Consider the following 19,268-nt stretch of genomic DNA (forward strand, 5'->3'; position numbering starts at 1 on the left):
CTACAAATGCTAGGTAATTCCAAAGAAATGAAAATAGCAGTTGTTTACGGAAATTTAGGGGAATGGTTACAAAACCATAATGTAACGATTTTAGATATTAAGTTCTCAGTAACACAAGAGAATAAGAATCGGTATTTAGTTTTATACCAATGAAAAATTTAACAATATAACGCTAGTCGAAAATAACACAAAGGAGGCAAAGCCCTCTGACTTGGAATTAACAGTCGGAGGGGCGCCCTCCCTGTTATTTCAGGTTATGGCATTTAAATGGATATTAAAATGTACGCAAACGAAAGACACTTTGACGGTAAACTACACCTTGCAGCAATTGATGATGATTCGGAGATCGGTGAACATCTTGTTTTTTCATCATTTGTTGGGTTGCCGGAAGCAGTCCGGGCAATGACAGCCGGTTTTGTTGAAGGAAGACCGATGCGAATTGAACATGATGAATACCGGGGATTTTCCGGGGAACATCATAAAATGCTTGTAAAACCGATAGGGCAGGGTGATGTGGCACATGGTATGGTGTATCATGCTCAGGCAACGATTGATGGTATATCCGATATTGCCAATGCTGAGGAAGAAGATACATTAAAAGGCTATATCGTGTGCACAGACGGCGATGTGGGAACAGCGATTGCTGAACATGTTATACGTCGCTTTAGTTTGCCGAACGCCTGGAAGGCAGAATACAGTTCAATTTTCAGCCCGTTTATCCGGGAACTGAAAGTTATTCGCAATCAGGCGTTTCAAAATCTTTGGCCGGACTTTAAGATGTTTCGGCTGAACATCAGCGAAAAACAAGTCAAAGTTCTCATAACAGAGAAAATTTCAGAAGGTGTTTTAAAAATTGAGCAGGGCGATTTGAACGGTACATTCCATCCCGGTATGTCGATGAAGGAATACCTGACGGAAAATGCGAAAATCCTGGCCAAGAAACTACGGAATAAAGAGCCTCGCTATCTGCAAGGAGCACCTATACATCCATCTATCGGGGATATGGCACGTGTTCCGTTTCCATCACAAGCCGGTGTCGTACAGGGCTTATGGAATGTTTTTCAGGATGGAAATCCCATGACGATGGTCAATGGTGCTATGGGCGTGGGTAAGACAATCATAGCCTGTGCTATGGCCAACCGTTTCCACGCAGAGAACATAAAAAACGGAAAAAGCGGTTCTGCGTTCCTGATTTCAGCCCCATCTATCACGCTGAATAAATGGAAATATGAAGAGATACTAAAAACCTTACCAAATGCCAAGGTAACCATTATCAACTCAACAGAACAGGCTTTAAAGCTGCTGGATAAAGTCCGTAACGGGTATAAGCCACAAGGCATGGAGTTTTATCTTCTCTCACTAGACCGGGCAAAACTCGGTCATGTGCCGCACTTTGCTGGCATTTGGAAACGAGTGAGGGGATCAAAACACCAATACACATGGCATTGTCCTGATTGCTATCAGCCCCTTGTTAAAAAGGATGAAGATGGTGAGGAATATGTCCATGTGGAATGGGATGACATTGCCGAAGGGGAAGCACCTGATCCAGATGATTTGCGTGCTTATGACAGCTTGAATCCTAATGGCTTGTCGTTCGTGCCAAAGTGGAAGAAAAAAGCGAAACAGTTTGGGAAATGCAATCATCACCTAATGACAGGTGAGGAACCAAGCTGTAACTCTAAATTATGGCGTCCTGCTGTAAAAAGCCGGGGCGAAACGCGAATGAAAGACCGTTGGAACATCAGTCTGATTATGAAGAAAATCAAAGGATTTTTTGACCTTTATATTTGTGATGAGGTGCATCAGGCAAAGGCTGAGGACAGTGGACGGGGTGACGCTTTCGGGCAGTTAGTCCAAGCCGCACCAAAGCAGTTGCTGTTGACCGGAACTTTAACAACCGGACTTTCTTCATCCATTAAAGAAATCCTTTGGAAGACCATGCCGTATCACTTACTTAAACAAGGGTTTGATCACCGTACCAGTGCTGTTGCCTGGGCGAGACGATACGGTAAAATCAAAACGGTTATCAACCATGAGGAACAGGACAATGGTTGGGTGGTTCGTAAAAAACGGAAAGCCCAGCAGCCACGGGAGGAAGCTGGTATTAGTCCGCAACTCACCGTGCAGCTATTGGATTTCACTGCCTTTTTAGACTTACCTGATATTGGCCTGCCACTGGTGAATTTAAAAGAGGAAGCAGAAATTGTGAAATTGGACGATGATCATGAAGCAAAGTATAAAGTGTTTCATGAAGAACTCCATCAAGCGTGTAAAACGAAAGCACATGCTGGCAGTAAAGGGGCTTTTGCGAAATTTATTCCGGCAACCATTAATTATGCCGATAACCCTTCACTTGGGGCACGTGTTGCATTTACAAAGGTGGATAAATCAGGAACAAAGAGCGTTGAAACGTTCGAGGCGGAAGCTTTGCCAAAGGATTATTTCACCGCCAAAGAACGGAAACTCGTTGAGACGGTTCGGAAAGAGCTGGATCAGGGTCGAGGTTGTGTCATCTACAACAATTATACCGGTACCTATGAAATGAACGACCGTACAAAATATGTTTTGGAGGTACACGGTATTGATGCCACGATCCTGAATGAATCCAATACCTTAAAACGTTCTGAGAAGCTAAAACAGCTTGAGAATGATGGTGTAAAAGTTATCATCTGCCAAATGAAGCTGGTTGAGGTTGGACTTGATTTGATGGCTTGGCCAACGATAATCTTCAACCAACTCAACTATGAAATTAATACCGTCCGGCAAGCTAGCCGCAGAGCATGGCGTGTGGGACAGGATAAGGAATGCAAAGTCATTTACCTTGTAGCGGACGGAACGCAGGAAATGTCGCAATTCCTTCACCTCGTGAAGCAGCGTTCTCATGCGTTGATGGTTGAAGGTGTGATGGATAAATCACCACTTTCCGGCTATGCACAGGATGAACAGAATAATCTTGCTTCAGACCTTGCAAACTGTTTTGCCGATTCCGGATTGGCTGATGTGTGGAAATCACTGGCTGACAAGGAATTGGAGCATGTGGAAATGGTGGATGAAGCGAATTTTAAAGATGTCTTACAAGAAAGAATGGAACAGCTGTCCAATAAAACACGAGAACTGTGCGGATTACCACCAATGCAGGAAATGCAGTCAGAACAACCAGTATTAGAGGGGGTATCAAAAGAACAGTCTGACAATGTGGATGTTATCGACATGGATGATTATATTAAACATGACGACTCGGATAGTAAAACAAATGGACAGTTGGCATTTGAATTGATTTGAAGGAATAAGGCGGATCACTCTTTTAGAGTGATCGTCTTTTTTTATATATCAGATTCAAACGTGGGGTAAAAATGTTATAATAATACATGTAAACTAATGATTTTGAAAAGCTATACAGCGATATGGAGTGTGGATGATGAGTATAAACCTGTCAAAACAAAAACGGGATGAATTAATTTCAAACATTAATAGCATAAAATCGTTTATCGAAGAAAAATCAGATGATGAAAATGCTCGGCAATTATTGAGTTATGTAAGCGAATTGGAAAAAGAGGTTTATGGGAAAAAATATGGACTGGTTTTTGAGGAACATAAGGAATCTATAGATGAAATTCTTGAAGAAAAAACACCAGTCCTCAGAGAAAATAGAGATCTCTTTATTAATAATGATGGTGATATGAATTTTTTAATTGAAGGAGATAATTTAGCAACACTTCAAACACTAAAGAAAACTCATACGGGTAAAATTGATTTAATATATATTGATCCACCCTATAACATAAAGAAACAAGGATTTGTTTATGATGATAAAAAAGTGGACAATAATGATACATTTCGGCATTCAAAATGGATATCCTTTATGTACAAACGCTTGAAATTGGCAAAAGATTTACTTTCTGATACGGGCATTATTTTTGTAAGTATTGATGATAATGAGCAAGCAAATTTGAAAATGATTATGAATGAAGTGTTTGGCGAAAACAATTTTATAGCGCAAATAATATGGGAAAGAGCATTTTCCCCTGTTAATTTAAAAAAGCACTTTTCAGAGAACCATGATTATTTATTATGCTATGCAGCTAAAAATAAAGAATTAACAAAATCAAATGGGTTGCCTAGAAACGAATATTCAGATTCTAGATACTCAAATCCTGATAATGATTACAGAGGACCGTGGACCTCATCAGATTTGACTGTTGGACCAGCTGTCGAAGAAAATGTTTATGAAATTACAACACCCAGCGGGAAAAAATTAAGTCCACCAAGCGGAAGAAGTTGGGTTGTTAGTAAAGATAGATTTGATGAGTTAAATGAAGATAACAGAATATGGTTTGGAAAATCAGGAAATAATGTTCCGCGACTAAAAAAATTCCTTTCAGAAGTAAAAGAGGGAATTACACCATTGACAATATGGAAGCATGATGAAGTTGATCACTCACAAACAGCAAGTAAAAATTTAAAAGAAATATTTGAAGGAAACTCTGTTTTTACATACCCTAAACCAGTAAAATTAATTAAAAGGATATTACAACTATATACAACATCAAACTCTATTGTATTAGACTTTTTCGCTGGCTCAGGCACAACCGGACAAGCAGTGTTAGAACTGAATAAAGAAGATGGTGGCAACAGAAATTTCATACTTTGCACCAACAATGAAAATAATATATGTAAGGATGTTACTTATGAAAGAATGAAAAGAATTATTAACGGTTATCCTTTTAAAGGTAAAAAAAGCACTAATTTGTTTGAAAAGAAATTAAATATGACCGTATTAAAACAATCTCAGAAACTTTTACAGAAAATTGAGGTTATCAAAAAACAAGAAAAGGAAAATTACGACAACATTAAAACCACCATGAAAGACAACAAGTTACTAGTTAATGGAATCAAAAACTATGATGGGTTTACAGAAGGAACTAATGCTAGTCTTAAATATTTCAAAATTGATTTTGTTCCGATATCAGAAAAACTTTACTATGAATATGCAGATGAATTGTTGAAGCACGTTCGGGAATTGGTTGAATTGGAAAATGGTATTAACTTTACAGATAATCAGGAAATTGAAATTATTTTAACGGATGATGAACTTGAAGCGTTTATGCAAAATCCTGATAGGAACAGTAAGTGCAGAGCTATTTACCTGGGACACGATGTTCTTTTTAGTGCCGAACAAGGACAGTATTTCAAGCAAAAAAATATTAAAGTGAATATTATACCAGACTACTACTATAAGGAGCTTAGGGGGTAGGATAATGATAAAATTGGCTGATTTTCAATTACAAGTTGTTGGTAAATTAATAGAAGGTATAGAAGACGATAATAGGGAAATAATATTTAAGAGTCCCACTGGTTCAGGGAAAACCATTGTCTTAACACACTTTATGGATGAATACGGCAAAGGACATTTTGGGAATGTGTTTGTTTGGTTAACTCCCGGCAAGGGTGATCTTGAAGAACAAAGTAAAGCCAAAATGGACAGGTACATCCATAACAGTCAAACAAAGTTGCTGTCCGATGTAATGCTTGATGGCTTTAATGAAAATGATGCCTGCTTTATTAATTGGGAAAAACTCACCAGAACGGGAAACAACGCATTAAAAGAAAGTGAGACAACAAATTTCCAGGAACACATTGCAGATGCACATAACAAGGGATTAAATTTTATTGTCATTGTTGATGAAGCTCACCAGAATGATACGGTCAAAGCTGATGATATTATTTCACTGTTTCAGCCAAAAAAGATTATTCGTACTTCTGCAACACCTGTCAATAATGTTAATGCAACAATGGTTGAAGTGCGTGAGGAAGATGTGATTGCGGAAGGTTTAATTAAGAAAGTGCTGGTTATCAATGAGGATTTTGATCGAAATATTGAAGTTGAAAATCAGGTTAGCTATCTACTTGATAATGCTTTAGCCAAACAAAGTGAACTGAAAGCTGCTTTCGATGATGAAAGGTCGATTGTCAATCCTTTGATTATTATTCAACTACCTAATAAGAGTGAAGTTTTACAGGATGAGGTGGAACGGTATTTAAGGTCAAAAAATGTTACTTATGAAAATGGATTACTTGCGGTATGGCTTAGCGATAAGAAGCAAAATCTAGAAGAAATTGAAGCATTAGATGCCAAGCCTAGTGCAATTATTATGAAGCAAGCAGTAGCAACTGGATGGGACTGCCCAAGAGCGCAAATACTAGTGAAACTACGCGAAAATACTAGTGAGACATTTGATATTCAAACGATAGGACGTATAAGACGTATGCCAGAGATAAAGCACTATGGAAATGATTTATTGGATTCCTGCTATCTTTACACACTGGATAAAAAGTTTACTGAAGGCGTTAAAACACATTTGGGTAAAGGGGCATTGGATGCAATGAAATTGTTTTTAAAGAAGGAACATAGAGATATTACGTTAATTAGTGAACAAAAGACTGATGTGTCCGTAACTATCGACCCCGTGCAGTCCCTTAAGACCATGGTAAGCTTCTACAAAAGCCAATACCAAACGTCAACCAAAACAAAGGAAAATAAAACCCGGTTGGAAACTAAAGGATATATCTTTTCAGATGAAATTATTAAACATACCTCCACAGGTTCAGTACGTCAATTGGAAACAGATGAATTTAAAAAGCTTGATCAAGTAAATGTAAAAGAACCATTAAACACACACATACATGGCCGTGAATACCATAATCGTATTGGCACATTGGGTGTAAAGTTAGGTTTACCTTATGAACAAATGAATACGATAATCAGACGATTATTTGATAAAAATGTAAAATATACGCACAAAATCTTGCGGCTGGATACAAGGGAGGTCTATGCCTTTGTGATTAACAATTTTGAAAAACTAAAAGAGGATTTCCTTGCAGCAATGTCAAGTGCGACTGTACAACAAGGAGTGCAAAATTACAAAGGTGTAACAGAAAAAGAATTCCATATTCCAAAAGAATTTTTGTTCACGTTTGATGGAAAAAATCGTGTGCAACGCGAGTATCAAAGTAATGTCTATTCCGGTTATTTGTCTTCAGCGGAAATTCGTTCAGATTCTGAGAAAACATTTGAAGAGTATTGTGAAAACTCTGAAAGTATTGATTGGGTATATAAAAATGGTGATAAAGGAAGCGAATACTTTTCCATTGTGTACCAGGATAACTTTGGGAAGCAAAAATCTTTTTATCCCGATTATGTCCTTTCGTGTAAAGGAGAAATATGGATTATAGAAACAAAAGGTGGTTTTAATAGAACCGGAGAAAGTGAAGACATTGACAGTTTTTCACCAAAGAAATTTGATGTTTTAAAAAGGTATTTGAATAAACATAATCTAAAAGGTGGGTTTGTCCGTAAAGATAAAAACAACAATGAGTTATTTATTTGTACAGATGAGTATACAGACGATATAAGAAGTGATGCCTGGAGGCTCTTGGACGAGATTTTGGAGTGACTTTCATTTTTATAAAGGAATAACAAACAGCACAATTGTTAAAACAATAGAATAGGAAGCAAGGAGGCATATGGATATTTGTTGCGGAAATGCCATGATCCATTACAGTACATGGATGCTGTTATCATGGGTTATTTGAACAACACAACTGTTTTGATGAGGTAACAGCATTCATCAAGGATAAAGAGCCATACGAGTTAATTATCCAAAAGTATCCGTTTTTTTCAAGCTAGAGAATAATAACTGTTGTTACAATAAACATTTTTCTAGCTTGCATACGGGGCCAATTTCTTGTAAACTATTATTATAATCATTTTAGTAGTCACTTTTTTGAGTGGATCTATCACACTGCCCATTCGAGGCAGAGAGATAGTTATTTAGCGAATTTTTCCAGACACTTTCCGTTTGAGAAAGATACTGGATCGGCGGCAATGGATAACACCGTCACAAAAGCTGCGTTTGCCCCTCAGCATAATAAACTGAGGATCGGTTGAAACAGGCATCAGAGCAAGTATAAAAGAGCAACGTGTACCTTGTTCGGTATGCCTGTGAATCTATATAGTAAATTAAAAGCTGATGGAACCCATATGGGTACTATCGGCTTTTTTGTATTTCCAAAATAATGAAAGGGTGATGAAAATGACCATAACTACGACAAGGCATTTTCGTCTTGCGTGGTAAAGCCAAAATAGTCGGTAGGCGTCAATAGAATAAGGATTTATAAAATGCTGATAGTTCCCTGCGTGGGTATCTATCGGCATTTTTATTTTAAAAACAAATTTAAAGGAGTGTTTAAAATGGAAAAAGCATTAACTTTTTCTAGCGAACAAAAATCTCTTATTTGGGAAAGGTTTATTCAGCCGGTTGGTGGAACGGAAGCAGAGGCAATGCAATTTGTGGAAATCTGCGAGACATTCGGATTGAACCCGTTATTAGGGGATATCGTGTTCCAACGATACAACACAAAAAACGGCCCAAAAACAAATTTCATCACTACTCGTGATGGCTTGTTGCGGGTTGCATCACACCAACCTGACTTTGTTGGTGCACCAAATGCTGGCGTAGTCAAAGAGGGCGATGAATTTGAATTTATCCCTTCTGAAGGCGACGTCAAACACAAATTTGGTACAAAGCGGGGGGAAATTCTCGGAGCTTACGCCGTCATGTACCATAGGCGTTTCCGACCTGTTTCCGTCTTCGTAGATTTCGAGGAGTATTTCAAAGCGAATGCCAAGTCACAACAACCAAAAGGCGGATCTCCGATTTGGGACAGTATGCCTTCAGCTATGATTACTAAAGTAGCCGAGGTGTTTGTTCTCAAGAGACAATTTCCGTTAGGCGGTCTATACACTGCCGAAGAAATGGGGATTGATGACATTGGCGTTCAGAGCAATGCAGGTGCAACACAGCCTGTGCAATCTCCGGAAACATTGTCAGCCGATTCATCTGCACAAAATGAGAAAGAGAAAAAGGCGACATCCGGTACAAAGCAGGAGAAACCGGAACAAGAGGCGCAACAAACAGAACCGAGAAATGACCAAACAGAGCAGCAAAAGAACCCGGATAATAAGCAGGATGATCAACCAACTGAAGAAAAAACTGCTGAAAAAGAGCAGGAACCACAAGAACAGCAGGAAACTCAGCAGAACGAGCAACCTTCTAATGATGGTTCTGCTAATGGCAGAGAGTATATTCTGGAGAATTTCAAATCCGGAACATCACCATCCGGTGTCCCTTTTGCAAAAATATCGGTGACAGATCAGGAAACAGGCAAAGAACAACTTGTGCTGGCTAAAGGTCAGGAAGCATTAGACCTGACAGCACAAATTCCTGAAGAACAACCGTTTAACATGGAAGTGCGTGAAGAGAATGGATTTCTCTTCCTTGAATCTGTTAACGGGCAAAAAACAGCCCGAGCAGCTTAGTTAAATAAGGCGGGATATGATCCCGTCTTTATCTATAAAACATTAAGGAGGATTTAAAAATGAAAAAGATTATTGAAGGAAAGCGGTATAACACAGAAACTGCGACAGAAATTTATGATTGGAGTCGAGGGATTCCAGGCGATTTTAATTATCGCAGAAAGACGTTATACCATACGAAAAAAGGTGCATGGTTCATCCATCATGTAGGCGGTCCAAACACAGATATGGCGGTAGCCGTATGGGATAATTCGTTCTCAGGTAGCGAAGATATTGAACCCATCGGCGAAGATGAAGCCTTTGAATTTCTTCAGAAATATGATGGGATTGAGGCTCTCGAAAAACACTTCGGCGATCAAGTTACCGACGCCTAATTTTTTGAAGGGGATATTTTCAAACATTGGGTCGCCAAACATCATAAAAATAAGGGTGATCAAATGAGGATAGAGGATTTAAATATTCAACCAATTACAGCTTTTGAGGTTGCCGGTTCTCATCTGGTTATGGTGTATCCTTCTATTTTTCAGGGGGTAACCGTTGTATTTTGTGCTAAAGCCAAAAATGCTGACGTGGTACAAGTTATTCATGATTGCACATTATGTCAGGCATACGGACACAAGCGTTGCCCCTATATCAAAGAAGGGATTAAGCACTTTATGATGTATAAGGAAAAACGCTTTTCTTCCTATAACATCCTTAGACGCCATGTACCGGTCAATCCGAAATGGAAACAGATCCCTGTTCCGACTGTTGAGGTTGAAAGAAAAGGGGTTCAAGAAAATGAGCCTGTTACCTAATGTGCTAGAAGTTGCGGACCAACACGGACTGCAATTGGACAGCAAAACACAGGGTAAAAAAGAGGTGCGAACAAAATGCCCGTTCTGTCATGCTGATGCCGGCAAAAACAAGTTTTATCTATCCTTAAACAAGGATAAAAATGTGTTTAAATGCTGGTATTGCAAGGAAAGTGGGGGCGTATTACGATTCATTTCGTTACTGGATGGTGTGTCAGAGCAAGAACTGATTGAAAAAATCCGGAAAAAGAATGGATCGACGTACAAAAAACACCCTGCGGAACGCTTAACCACGTCTCAACTGCAGTTAATCGGTTATCCAAAGATTAATTGGGTCAAAAACCGAGAATATGACGTGAACCTCTATAGAGCGTTTCGAGAAAAAGTCTACCGTGAATGGTTAACTTATGTAGACAAGCAAAAGGAACTTGCCTACAAATTACTATTCGTAGGACTGAGCAGTGGTGACCTAAAAGGAAGTATACAAAAAGTGAAAGAGATGGAGCAGGAGATGCAAATCGAATTTTTGCAGGAACTTCTTGACTGTCTTTTTCAAGAAAGCAAGAGTGATAAAACGTTTGATTTGGAATGCAGGGCTGCGGCACTTGTCGGCCAGTCCCATCCTTATGAAGCGTTTTTTATTATAGATTAAAAAATATGAAGGAGTGTTTTGATTATGTTAAATAACTGTACGTTTGTTGGAAGGTTAGGAAAAGACGTGGATATGCGTTATACCCCAAACGGAAAGGCTGTGGCAAACTTTTCACTCGCCTTAACCCGTCCAGTAGCAGATAAGAATGGAACTCGCCATACTGATTTCATTCGTTGCCAGGCATGGGGTAAAACAGCCGAGACCATGGCGGACAACCTTTACAAAGGGGATACGATTGCTATTCAATCCCGCGTTCAGACTAGAACTTATCAAGATCAGAGTGGCAATAATCGGTTTATGACGGAATTTGTTGTGGAAGGCTTCCCACAATTTCTTAAAGTAAAGAAATGGGAAAACGGTAATGGCAATAGCGATAACTACGGTAATCGCAACACCGGCCAAAACAACCGACAGCAAAATCCGTTCGATAATGCACAACCTATTGATATTGAAGACGATGACCTACCCTTTTAAGGCGGTGGTCGCATGAAAACATTTTCGTTCAGTCGATTGAAACTGTACCAAACGTGTCCAAAACGGTTTTATTACAAGTACATCCTCGAAAGAGAGGAACCTGTAACAAAACCATTGGCACTTGGTAAAGCAGTGCATAAAGCCATCGAGGAAATGATAAATGGGGACAGTTTAGAAAATGCAATCCAAAAAGGATGGATAGATGCAGACTTTCATCCGGAAGTAACCGGAACAGAAATCAAGCAGCTTGTCAAAAAAGCACCTATCCATAAAGAAATGGGGAAAACGGAGCAATATTTTCGTTTCCCTCTTGATGATTCCCCGTATTCTCCTTATATACAGGGTTACATAGACCTTGTACAGGAGAGTGAATTTGGGGTTACGGTGTCCGACTGGAAAACAAACTGGAAAACCTACGACATACGGGACAATCATCAGGTTGCCCTGTATGCCTTAGCTATCCAACATTTAAAAGGTGTGAATGAAGTAAAGGGACGTTTGGCATTCCTCAGATATGGAAAAGAAAGTAACCATATCTTTGACAGGGATGACACGGAACAAGCACGACAATGGGCGTTACAGCTTGCTAATAAAATTAATAGCAAGTTGTCCATTTTGGACATCATGCCGGAAAAGGCAGACGAACTATTCCCGGTAGCGCCTTCCAGTGCGTGTAGTCATTGTCCGTTTGTCTTGGAATGCTTCCGCAATTTCAGTCAATATTCATTACAAAATAATGGAGGTTTTAAAAATGAGAAAAACGTATGAGCAGTTAAAAATTGATCGGTTTGTAACAAGGTTAATTAATAAGGGATATACCAAATGCTTTGTCAGTTTTGAGGATGAAGCAGGTCATACCAAAAACCTCGTTTATGATAACGGGGAATTATTCCTTGTTAATCAACAAACGAAAGAAAAGTATCGCCCGTATTCTGAAAGCTTTTTTCACTTGTTAAGGCGCTTAAACGATAAGAAATACAAAATTTTAAGTACGGGTGCAACAAAAATGCCAGAGAAAGGGGTTCAGTAATTAATGAGTACAGCAACTGCTAATACTGAAAAAAGGGGTATTGATTTAACGGAAGAAGAAGCTGTCGAACTCGCCGGAGAAATTGAATGGGCGGAGGCTGCCGTTAAGTCGATGAAAGACAAATTGAAGGAATATGTCAAAGAATATGGATCAATCAAGACTTCAAATAAAGTGTGGGAGATGTCTACAACCACATCTTGGAAGTTTGATCCTGAGGCATTAAAAAGCATATCAGAGATGATGGGAGTAGAAGGATATAACCGTTGGGAGCTATTATCACTTCCTAAAAAAAGTTTGGATAAACTTGGCTGGGAAGATGATGTTTTAGCTCAATATGGCATAAAAAAAGAGACGCAACGATTTACGTCTCGAAAAAAATAATTTACTTAAATAAAGATAGCATATTTTAGACAAAAAAGCGACTGCTAAGTTTTTTAGTGGTCGCTTTTTCGTTGAAATGAAAGGTGTGTGTTTACCATGAATAATGCTCATAAGAAGCACCATGCCACCGTAAATGAACTTTGCATAATTTGCGGATTTCCATGTCACTTCTTTGGGGATGACGGGATGGAAATGACCGATTGTAGTTCTGTTTGTGCAAGGTGTACTCGCAAATACGGGAAAAAGGAATCTATCAAATATTACGTTTATAAAGCGAAACTGACGGAACAGGATGGTTCGGTAACGAATGAGGAAGTAACTTTCTGCTGTTCCAATGTACGCTTGGTGTCTTTGTTAGAAGAAATCAACAGTGGTGAGAAGTTATTGGACAAGTCATCCATGCGGATTATTCACCGGACGGAAGATCGTAACGAAGCACGTAATATAGCGACGGAATTGTAAAAAGGGGCGTTATTAACATGGCAACAAAAACGGGTGTAAAAAAAGCTATTCGTATTGGATTCAGCCTGGAAGAAATGGCATTTCAAGAGGATATCGTTGATATTCAGCCAAATAGTGATTACAAAACGTTTTGTAACTTAATCGGTGCTGACTTCATGGACGTTGTTCCATTCGATGATGAGTTCGACATTGCTGTAGACGATGAAGGATTGATGGTCAGTGGAAATCCTGTTATAGAAATCCAAACGGAATATGGTACGCAACAGCTGGCAGGAACCCTTTTATTTTTAAAGAAGAAATTTACAAATGACGGCATCGACCTTATTGGCTTTGAAGCAGGTGAAACATTTAACCTGATGCTAAAGCTGGAGTCGTTAAAATTGGAAGGAAAAATTAAAGTTACTGGCAAAACAGCCTAAAAAGGGGAATTAGAGGTATGTTTGAAAAGATACTATTCACTGATTTTGAAACAACTGGCTTATCTCCCAACGAGGATTATCCAACGGAAGTTGCATTACTGAAAATAGATGGTGCAGACCAACAGGAGTTTTCATCAAAAATTCAACTTCCCGAAGGGGTTGAAGTTTCTGCGTTTGTTACAGAACTGACGGGATTAACTGCTAAAAACGTGAATAAACAGGGGATAAGCAGAAAAGAAATTCAATCCATTCTGAATACATTTATTGATGACGAAACGCTAGTTATTGCACATAATGCTAATTTCGACTTAGGTTTTCTTTATCATCATTTTGGGATAGCTCCAAAGCATTTCATGTGTACTCGAACGATTGAGTATCTCACCAATCCGCATTTGTCGTCATCATTAAAGCATGTCTATCCACGCTATGTAGCGGATGAGCAACAAACACATCGGGCTGGTGACGATGTTGCCATGACCAAAGCTGTCTTTGATGAACAAGTGAAGGTACACGGAGAAAATGCGATGGTGTTTTTCCTTAATAAAGTGGTAAGGACACCTGAACGAGATTTAGTATATTGTCCATCCAATGCAAAGGTACTGGATTTTAGGAACTAGATGTTTAAAATGCTGCCTTCCACTCTGGCATAACCGAGTGGCACTATAAGCTGTGCCATTCGGTGCAGCTTGTAGTGGAAAGGAGGAACATGAGTAAGAAAGTATATGAAATCGTAACGAATCAAATTATCAAGAAGTTAGAGGAAGGAACAGTCCCGTGGAAAAAACCCTGGAATGGCGGCGTTGCAGTCAATTGGGTAACGCAAAAACCATACAGGGGAATTAATACGATGCTGCTTAGTGGCGGAGAGTATGCCACATTCAAGCAAATCCAACAGGCTGGCGGTAAAGTGAAGAAAGGTGAAAAATCACATCTTGTTGTATTTTGGAAAATGATCGAGGTTGATGATGAAGAAAACGAGCAAGAAACAAAAACCATTCCACTTCTACGATACTACCGAGTTTTTGAAGTCGGGGAACAGGTAGAAGGGCTGGAACGAAAACGAATTGAGGAAAAGTTTCAGCATGACCCTATTGAAGAAGCTGAGGCTGTGAAAGAGAATTATATTAATTCTCCAACGTATACACACCTCCCTGGAGAGGCATGGTATAAACCTTTTGACGATCACATTAATGTACCGCCAAAAGAGGATTTTCCTAACATCCACGAATATTACAGTACACTGTTCCATGAAATGATTCACTCAACTGGCCATAGTGATCGTTTAAACCGAAAAGGTGTTGTTCAGCATAATCGCTTTGGAAGTGAAAATTATAGTAAAGAGGAATTAGTGGCGGAACTTGGAGCTTCCATGCTTTGCGGTGTAACTGGTATTAACAATGAAACAATAGATAACTCAGCCAGTTATATCCAATCATGGTTGCGAGCTTTAAAGAATGATAAAACATTGATTGTTCAAGCGTCACAACAAGCACAAAAAGCTTGTGACCACATACTAGGAACCGAATAAAATTTGCCTTTCCATCCGGCATAAAACGATGGTACGAATCCTCGTGCCATCGTGGCCGGGGATTCGGAAAGGAGAAAATATCGAGAAATATCTTAATATTGCGAGAGAAGCCGTGACACATTACGAAACTAACAACCTTAATTTGCAAGATATTCTAGCTGTCTTAATCGGATCAAATGCAACGCCGGAATTGTGTGGAAAACTTGCTTCATACGGTATCCGGTATTTATCCGACATGACGGTTTGGGAATTGCAAAAAGAAGGTTTGTCAAAAATTGAGGGACAACGAATTGTTGCAGCCTTTAACATGTCGAAAAAATTGGTAAGCTGTAAACGACAGGAATACAATATAATCCGTTCACCGGAAGACGCTGCTGATTTGATGATGGAAGAAATGCGTCTTTTGCAGCAAGAGCATTTTGTATGCTTATACCTTAATTCGAAAAATGAGGTTATCAATAAAAAAACAGTCTTTATTGGTAGTCTTAATGCTTCGGTTGTTCACCCAAGAGAGGTATTTAAAAATGCTTTTCGTTATGGGGCTGCATCTATAATGTGCTTGCATAATCATCGGATTATGTTTAAGTTAGACATTGATTATTGCCCGTGGTATTATGGCAACACCTAATAAATTTAGGTAATGCCTAAAAAGGTGGTGCGCAATATGACAAATTCCAACCTGATTTTAATTGATGGAGGTGAAAAGAAACAAAACTTTGTAACATTAAGTCAAAAGAAGGAACTTCAGACTAAATTATTGTCATCTTGGGAGCTTCAGAGGAAAGCTGTAGGATATACTGATCACACAATAACTTTGGGGTTAAGGAATGTTAATGAATTTCTTACACTTATCAATAAGTTTATATGGGAAATTGACTCTGAGGACATCGAACTTTTTTACGAAGATTTAGTGGGGAGAAATTTAGCACATAGTACAAGAAGAGCGTATCAGTCAAACATATCCACTTTTCTAGAGTATTTACGTAGTAGAAAATCTATCGAGATTTACAACACTATAGGGGTCCGTGTTCCTGATGTTTTTGATCAGTTTAATAAATTTTTCCACAGGAAAGATGATAATGATGTCCGAGTTGCCCCTCCCAAAAAAGATGTGCTTCATTTATTTTTCGACTCTCTAAAGGAAGGCATGAGAAAGAATCGAAAGTATAGTACGGTAGCAAGAGATTACGTTTTTTTTAAGTTATTGGGAATGGTTGGGTTACGCATTTTTGAATTAACAATGATAAATGTAAACGATGTTAGATTTGATCTAGGAACTTCAGGAATTGGAAAACTCCACGTAAGGTATGGTAAAGGCAGTCGTGGAACCGGTTATAAACCACGCTGGGTGCCCTTGTTAAATGATGCCGACGTTTTAATGAAATGGTATTTAGAAAATGTATATCCTCTTTTCCTAGAGGGAGAACATGACTCAAGGGCATTGTTCCTTTCAGAAAGTGGAAGAAGGATTACACGTGATGCTATGAGAGGAAATTTGCGAAGGCGTCAAGAAGAAATAGGAATACCCACGGAATCTATGCTTTCTGCTCACCAGTTAAGACATGCCTTCGCAACCGATTTAGCAGAGTCTGGTGTAGATATTCTAACACTAAGTAAATTGTTAGGACATTCTAGTATTGCTACTACTGCTGGATATCTAGATGCAAGCAGTGATTTTGTAGAAAAACGTATAAGAATTGCGCAGAAAAAGTGGAAAGCATCATTAGAAGATTTGGAGGGTGATCTAGAAGATGAGTATTGAGTGGAATTTACGCCACATTATGGCAAAAAATAATATTTGGACTGGCAGTGAATTACTACGCTTAATGGAGGATAAAGCAGGTTATTCAATGTCACCTGCATCCATCTCAGCATTATTAAATGAAAAACCGAAATTGATTCGAGTTGAAACCTTAGATGCGATTTGTACAGCCTTAGAATGTACTCCAAATGATCTGGTAGTTCATAAATCAACTTATATCGGATCTATGAAAAAATCACGTGTTATTTCCAAAGATCAAGAAGAAAAGAAAGCAATAAATAATCGACCACTTCCCCCGGTTTAGAGGTGTTTAATTTGAAATATGTTGATTGTCCTTTATGTGGAGGAAATGTTTCCGAAAAAACAATTATACGTACCGGAAGATGTAACAATTGTTATGCTGAAGAAAGCCTATTAAATTTACTTGACCACGATTCTCTTGCGATGAGGCATCGAGTGGAGTGGAAGGTTAATTTAATAATTTCATTTAATGATTTTATTGAGAGCTCTAGCTTCTCAAGGATTTTTAAGTACAGGATTGTTGTTGATTTTCAAAAGGTTATTAATCGCTTAAATGATACATTTGATTCAAGGCTTTCAGAGTCATGGCTTAACAATGTTTATTATGATATTAGTGCATATAAGTCACCAAAATACTTAGATATAATTAAGGTGTTTTTCTTTAGCCAGAGTTTAATTGCTTTTGATGTAAACAATTACCCCTGGTCCGTAACAATACTCGATAATTGGTATTACTACAATGAAGATATTCTTGATTATTATTTTGATGATAGAAGATGTCATGATTGTGGGGTTTTCAAAGGAAAACAAACCCATAATTTTTGTGAAACGTGTACAGATAGAAGGTCTTTGAAAAGGTTATGTTCAAAGTCTACTTTAGAGAAAACATTTGAAAGCATTGAAATCAAAAACCTTTTCCTAGATTTTGTGAATTTCATGCTAAAATCTCAGTTGCAATTTAGAACGGTGCACGATGTATCAAACTTGTTAGTTCATGTTTTTATACGTATGGAAAAGTTATTAGATTCAACTGAAAGAAATAAAATTATATCTTTTAGTGGCAACACTTTACAAGAGAAAATTAATATTAAATGGATATGCTCTACTTTTGAAAGTTACACCCAGTTGTCAATGTCCAGTACCAACCTAAGAAAATTACCAGCTGCATATGGTCATTTTTGTGCATTTTTGCATAGCCAACATATTCTTTCTCCGGATGTGATTCTTCCCTATCTAAGAATAGAGGGGAGAACGGTTGAAATGTTTATATCGGATAAAAATGATCGAACGAAAATAGAAGAACGAATTCTTTCTTATCCAAGTAGATTCCGTAAGCTTCTAAATTATTATCTTGAAATGAAATCAAAAAAGATATATGTACTCGAAAAAAAAATGCCGTAAAAACACTGGAATGGAAATCAGTTACGAACCTTTTTGGTTCTTTTTTCAAGTGTATCGATTGGTTAATGTCAAATTATCAAGTTGAAGACTGGCTTGGAATATCCCAGGAAATGATTAACTCTTACCTATTAATTTATAATAATCAACAACACAGGGATATTGAGAAAAGGAAGTTATATAATTTATTTGAATTTGGTCAAAAAAATAAATTATTGTTGGCAAATCCAATTCCTCCTTTCAAAGCTCGTTCCTATAATATAACCAAAAAAATTTTTAATCTGAAAGACCACGTGTTATTGAACCAAAAAATAAAAATTTCATCGCTGAATAACCCTACGGATTCCTTGCTTGTATCATTATGCTATTTTCATGTATTAACTTCAAAGCAAATACGAAATATAAGGCTTTCTGATATTGATGCAAATCGTAAAGCGATATTTATAGACGGGAGACCACCGGCTTACTTAGATGACTCTGAGCTTAGAATATTAAATAATCATTTAAAACTAACTCAGTATGAACGAGAATTTTTTCAAAGTTCCCTTCTCTTCTTTAATATTATATGTAATGCTTCTGTTCAAGTAACAAAAGAATGGGTGCTATCCCATACTAAAAAATTGGTTGGATACCCACCTAGTGACTTGAGACATGCTGGATTGCAATATTGTGCAGAGGTATTTGGACCGGAATATTTACATGATTGTTTCGGCGTCTCACTAACGCACGCAGCGAGATTTGGTAATCCCGACGATTGGATTATTGAGGATATTATTAGCGATGAAATAGAAAATGTAGTTAGTAAAAATACGTTACACATTGAATAATATACAGGTAAAGTTGTAAAGTAAAAATGCAATTCTTTGGAAGGATTATAATTTATTTTACGCTATTAATTCAAATAATAATATATTTTAACGCAATATAGTTTAGCAATTGAGCCATATTACCCAATAAATAAAGCCCAATCT

21 protein-coding genes are annotated in these 19,268 nt (G+C 38.0%); all 21 read left to right on the plus strand.

Annotated elements, in window-relative coordinates; translation table 11 throughout:
- Positions 1 to 6: 6 nt before the first annotated feature.
- The 21 genes from ACFQ4A_RS13895 to ACFQ4A_RS13995 all read left to right on the plus strand — a co-directional run bounded on the left by ACFQ4A_RS13895 (position 7) and on the right by ACFQ4A_RS13995 (position 19,124).
- Entirely contained in the window at positions 7 to 153 is a 147-nt protein-coding gene (locus tag ACFQ4A_RS13895; RefSeq protein WP_382401646.1) for a hypothetical protein, read from the plus strand.
- Between the two features lie 114 nt (positions 154 to 267).
- Positions 268 to 3,282: a DEAD/DEAH box helicase family protein gene (locus tag ACFQ4A_RS13900; RefSeq protein ID WP_382401648.1), complete on the plus strand. Its 3,015-nt coding sequence runs from the start codon at positions 268 to 270 to the stop codon at positions 3,280 to 3,282.
- 136 nt (positions 3,283 to 3,418) lie between these two features.
- Positions 3,419 to 5,254, plus strand: coding sequence for a site-specific DNA-methyltransferase (locus tag ACFQ4A_RS13905; protein ID WP_382401650.1), 1,836 nt, complete (start codon positions 3,419 to 3,421; stop codon positions 5,252 to 5,254).
- 4 nt (positions 5,255 to 5,258) lie between these two features.
- A complete protein-coding gene (locus ACFQ4A_RS13910) occupies positions 5,259 to 7,454 on the plus strand; it encodes a DEAD/DEAH box helicase (protein WP_382401652.1) in 2,196 nt (731 codons plus the stop codon).
- A gap of 797 nt (positions 7,455 to 8,251) precedes the next feature.
- Positions 8,252 to 9,379 (plus strand): RecT family recombinase, encoded by a 1,128-nt coding sequence (locus tag ACFQ4A_RS13915; RefSeq protein WP_382401654.1) that lies wholly within the window; start codon positions 8,252 to 8,254, stop codon positions 9,377 to 9,379.
- A 59-nt stretch (positions 9,380 to 9,438) separates the two neighbouring features.
- The gene (locus tag ACFQ4A_RS13920) at positions 9,439 to 9,750 is read left to right on the plus strand and encodes a hypothetical protein (RefSeq protein ID WP_382401656.1); all 312 of its coding nucleotides are present in this window, start codon (positions 9,439 to 9,441) and stop codon (positions 9,748 to 9,750) included.
- Positions 9,751 to 9,813: 63 nt separating this feature from the next.
- Positions 9,814 to 10,173, plus strand: coding sequence for a hypothetical protein (locus tag ACFQ4A_RS13925; protein WP_382401658.1), 360 nt, complete (start codon positions 9,814 to 9,816; stop codon positions 10,171 to 10,173).
- Positions 10,157 to 10,822 carry a CHC2 zinc finger domain-containing protein gene (locus ACFQ4A_RS13930; protein WP_382401660.1) on the plus strand — a complete coding sequence of 222 codons (666 nt, stop codon included), beginning with the start codon at positions 10,157 to 10,159 and terminating at the stop codon, positions 10,820 to 10,822. Before ACFQ4A_RS13925 ends, ACFQ4A_RS13930 begins: the two co-directional genes overlap by 17 nt.
- Before the next feature lie 24 nt (positions 10,823 to 10,846).
- On the plus strand, positions 10,847 to 11,296 hold the full coding sequence (locus tag ACFQ4A_RS13935) for a single-stranded DNA-binding protein (protein ID WP_382401662.1): 450 nt from the start codon (positions 10,847 to 10,849) through the stop codon (positions 11,294 to 11,296).
- Between the two features lie 12 nt (positions 11,297 to 11,308).
- On the plus strand, positions 11,309 to 12,064 hold the full coding sequence (locus tag ACFQ4A_RS13940; RefSeq protein WP_382401664.1) for a PD-(D/E)XK nuclease family protein: 756 nt from the start codon (positions 11,309 to 11,311) through the stop codon (positions 12,062 to 12,064).
- Positions 12,048 to 12,326 carry a hypothetical protein gene (locus ACFQ4A_RS13945; RefSeq protein ID WP_382401666.1) on the plus strand — a complete coding sequence of 93 codons (279 nt, stop codon included), beginning with the start codon at positions 12,048 to 12,050 and terminating at the stop codon, positions 12,324 to 12,326. The genes ACFQ4A_RS13940 and ACFQ4A_RS13945 overlap by 17 nt, the downstream gene beginning before the upstream one ends.
- Before the next feature lie 3 nt (positions 12,327 to 12,329).
- Positions 12,330 to 12,707, plus strand: coding sequence for a hypothetical protein (locus ACFQ4A_RS13950; protein WP_382401668.1), 378 nt, complete (start codon positions 12,330 to 12,332; stop codon positions 12,705 to 12,707).
- 186 nt (positions 12,708 to 12,893) lie between these two features.
- A complete protein-coding gene (locus ACFQ4A_RS13955) occupies positions 12,894 to 13,169 on the plus strand; it encodes a hypothetical protein (RefSeq protein WP_382401670.1) in 276 nt (91 codons plus the stop codon).
- A 17-nt stretch (positions 13,170 to 13,186) separates the two neighbouring features.
- A complete protein-coding gene (locus ACFQ4A_RS13960) occupies positions 13,187 to 13,588 on the plus strand; it encodes a hypothetical protein (RefSeq protein ID WP_382401672.1) in 402 nt (133 codons plus the stop codon).
- Positions 13,589 to 13,605: 17 nt separating this feature from the next.
- Positions 13,606 to 14,205: a 3'-5' exonuclease gene (locus ACFQ4A_RS13965; RefSeq protein WP_382401674.1), complete on the plus strand. Its 600-nt coding sequence runs from the start codon at positions 13,606 to 13,608 to the stop codon at positions 14,203 to 14,205.
- Positions 14,206 to 14,294: 89 nt separating this feature from the next.
- Positions 14,295 to 15,116, plus strand: coding sequence for an ArdC family protein (locus ACFQ4A_RS13970; RefSeq protein ID WP_382401676.1), 822 nt, complete (start codon positions 14,295 to 14,297; stop codon positions 15,114 to 15,116).
- Positions 15,117 to 15,228: 112 nt separating this feature from the next.
- Positions 15,229 to 15,744 carry a JAB domain-containing protein gene (locus ACFQ4A_RS13975; protein WP_382401678.1) on the plus strand — a complete coding sequence of 172 codons (516 nt, stop codon included), beginning with the start codon at positions 15,229 to 15,231 and terminating at the stop codon, positions 15,742 to 15,744.
- 36 nt (positions 15,745 to 15,780) lie between these two features.
- Positions 15,781 to 16,878, plus strand: coding sequence for a tyrosine-type recombinase/integrase (locus tag ACFQ4A_RS13980; RefSeq protein ID WP_382401680.1), 1,098 nt, complete (start codon positions 15,781 to 15,783; stop codon positions 16,876 to 16,878).
- Entirely contained in the window at positions 16,868 to 17,182 is a 315-nt protein-coding gene (locus tag ACFQ4A_RS13985) for a helix-turn-helix domain-containing protein (protein ID WP_382401682.1), read from the plus strand. Before ACFQ4A_RS13980 ends, ACFQ4A_RS13985 begins: the two co-directional genes overlap by 11 nt.
- Positions 17,183 to 17,193: 11 nt before the next feature.
- Positions 17,194 to 18,300 (plus strand): hypothetical protein, encoded by a 1,107-nt coding sequence (locus tag ACFQ4A_RS13990; RefSeq protein ID WP_382401684.1) that lies wholly within the window; start codon positions 17,194 to 17,196, stop codon positions 18,298 to 18,300.
- Positions 18,301 to 18,365: 65 nt separating this feature from the next.
- The gene (locus ACFQ4A_RS13995; RefSeq protein WP_382401686.1) at positions 18,366 to 19,124 is read left to right on the plus strand and encodes a hypothetical protein; all 759 of its coding nucleotides are present in this window, start codon (positions 18,366 to 18,368) and stop codon (positions 19,122 to 19,124) included.
- The last annotated feature ends 144 nt before the right edge of the window (positions 19,125 to 19,268 follow it).

The organism is Lentibacillus salinarum, from assembly GCF_042679865.1.
Lineage (GTDB): Bacteria > Bacillota > Bacilli > Bacillales > Amphibacillaceae > Lentibacillus > Lentibacillus salinarum.

Bases quoted from the DNA above. Each gene is read 5' to 3' on its own strand.
- ACFQ4A_RS13895 (WP_382401646.1), top strand. From the start codon at position 7: ATGCTAGGTAATTCCAAAGAAATGAAAATAGCAGTTGTTTACGGAAAT.
- ACFQ4A_RS13900 (WP_382401648.1), top strand. From the start codon at position 268: ATGGATATTAAAATGTACGCAAACGAAAGACACTTTGACGGTAAACTA.
- ACFQ4A_RS13905 (WP_382401650.1), top strand. From the start codon at position 3,419: ATGAGTATAAACCTGTCAAAACAAAAACGGGATGAATTAATTTCAAAC.
- ACFQ4A_RS13910 (WP_382401652.1), top strand. From the start codon at position 5,259: ATGATAAAATTGGCTGATTTTCAATTACAAGTTGTTGGTAAATTAATA.
- ACFQ4A_RS13915 (WP_382401654.1), top strand. From the start codon at position 8,252: ATGGAAAAAGCATTAACTTTTTCTAGCGAACAAAAATCTCTTATTTGG.
- ACFQ4A_RS13920 (WP_382401656.1), top strand. From the start codon at position 9,439: ATGAAAAAGATTATTGAAGGAAAGCGGTATAACACAGAAACTGCGACA.
- ACFQ4A_RS13925 (WP_382401658.1), top strand. From the start codon at position 9,814: ATGAGGATAGAGGATTTAAATATTCAACCAATTACAGCTTTTGAGGTT.
- ACFQ4A_RS13930 (WP_382401660.1), top strand. From the start codon at position 10,157: ATGAGCCTGTTACCTAATGTGCTAGAAGTTGCGGACCAACACGGACTG.
- ACFQ4A_RS13935 (WP_382401662.1), top strand. From the start codon at position 10,847: ATGTTAAATAACTGTACGTTTGTTGGAAGGTTAGGAAAAGACGTGGAT.
- ACFQ4A_RS13940 (WP_382401664.1), top strand. From the start codon at position 11,309: ATGAAAACATTTTCGTTCAGTCGATTGAAACTGTACCAAACGTGTCCA.
- ACFQ4A_RS13945 (WP_382401666.1), top strand. From the start codon at position 12,048: ATGAGAAAAACGTATGAGCAGTTAAAAATTGATCGGTTTGTAACAAGG.
- ACFQ4A_RS13950 (WP_382401668.1), top strand. From the start codon at position 12,330: ATGAGTACAGCAACTGCTAATACTGAAAAAAGGGGTATTGATTTAACG.
- ACFQ4A_RS13955 (WP_382401670.1), top strand. From the start codon at position 12,894: ATGGAAATGACCGATTGTAGTTCTGTTTGTGCAAGGTGTACTCGCAAA.
- ACFQ4A_RS13960 (WP_382401672.1), top strand. From the start codon at position 13,187: ATGGCAACAAAAACGGGTGTAAAAAAAGCTATTCGTATTGGATTCAGC.
- ACFQ4A_RS13965 (WP_382401674.1), top strand. From the start codon at position 13,606: ATGTTTGAAAAGATACTATTCACTGATTTTGAAACAACTGGCTTATCT.
- ACFQ4A_RS13970 (WP_382401676.1), top strand. From the start codon at position 14,295: ATGAGTAAGAAAGTATATGAAATCGTAACGAATCAAATTATCAAGAAG.
- ACFQ4A_RS13980 (WP_382401680.1), top strand. From the start codon at position 15,781: ATGACAAATTCCAACCTGATTTTAATTGATGGAGGTGAAAAGAAACAA.
- ACFQ4A_RS13985 (WP_382401682.1), top strand. From the start codon at position 16,868: ATGAGTATTGAGTGGAATTTACGCCACATTATGGCAAAAAATAATATT.
- ACFQ4A_RS13995 (WP_382401686.1), top strand. From the start codon at position 18,366: ATGTCAAATTATCAAGTTGAAGACTGGCTTGGAATATCCCAGGAAATG.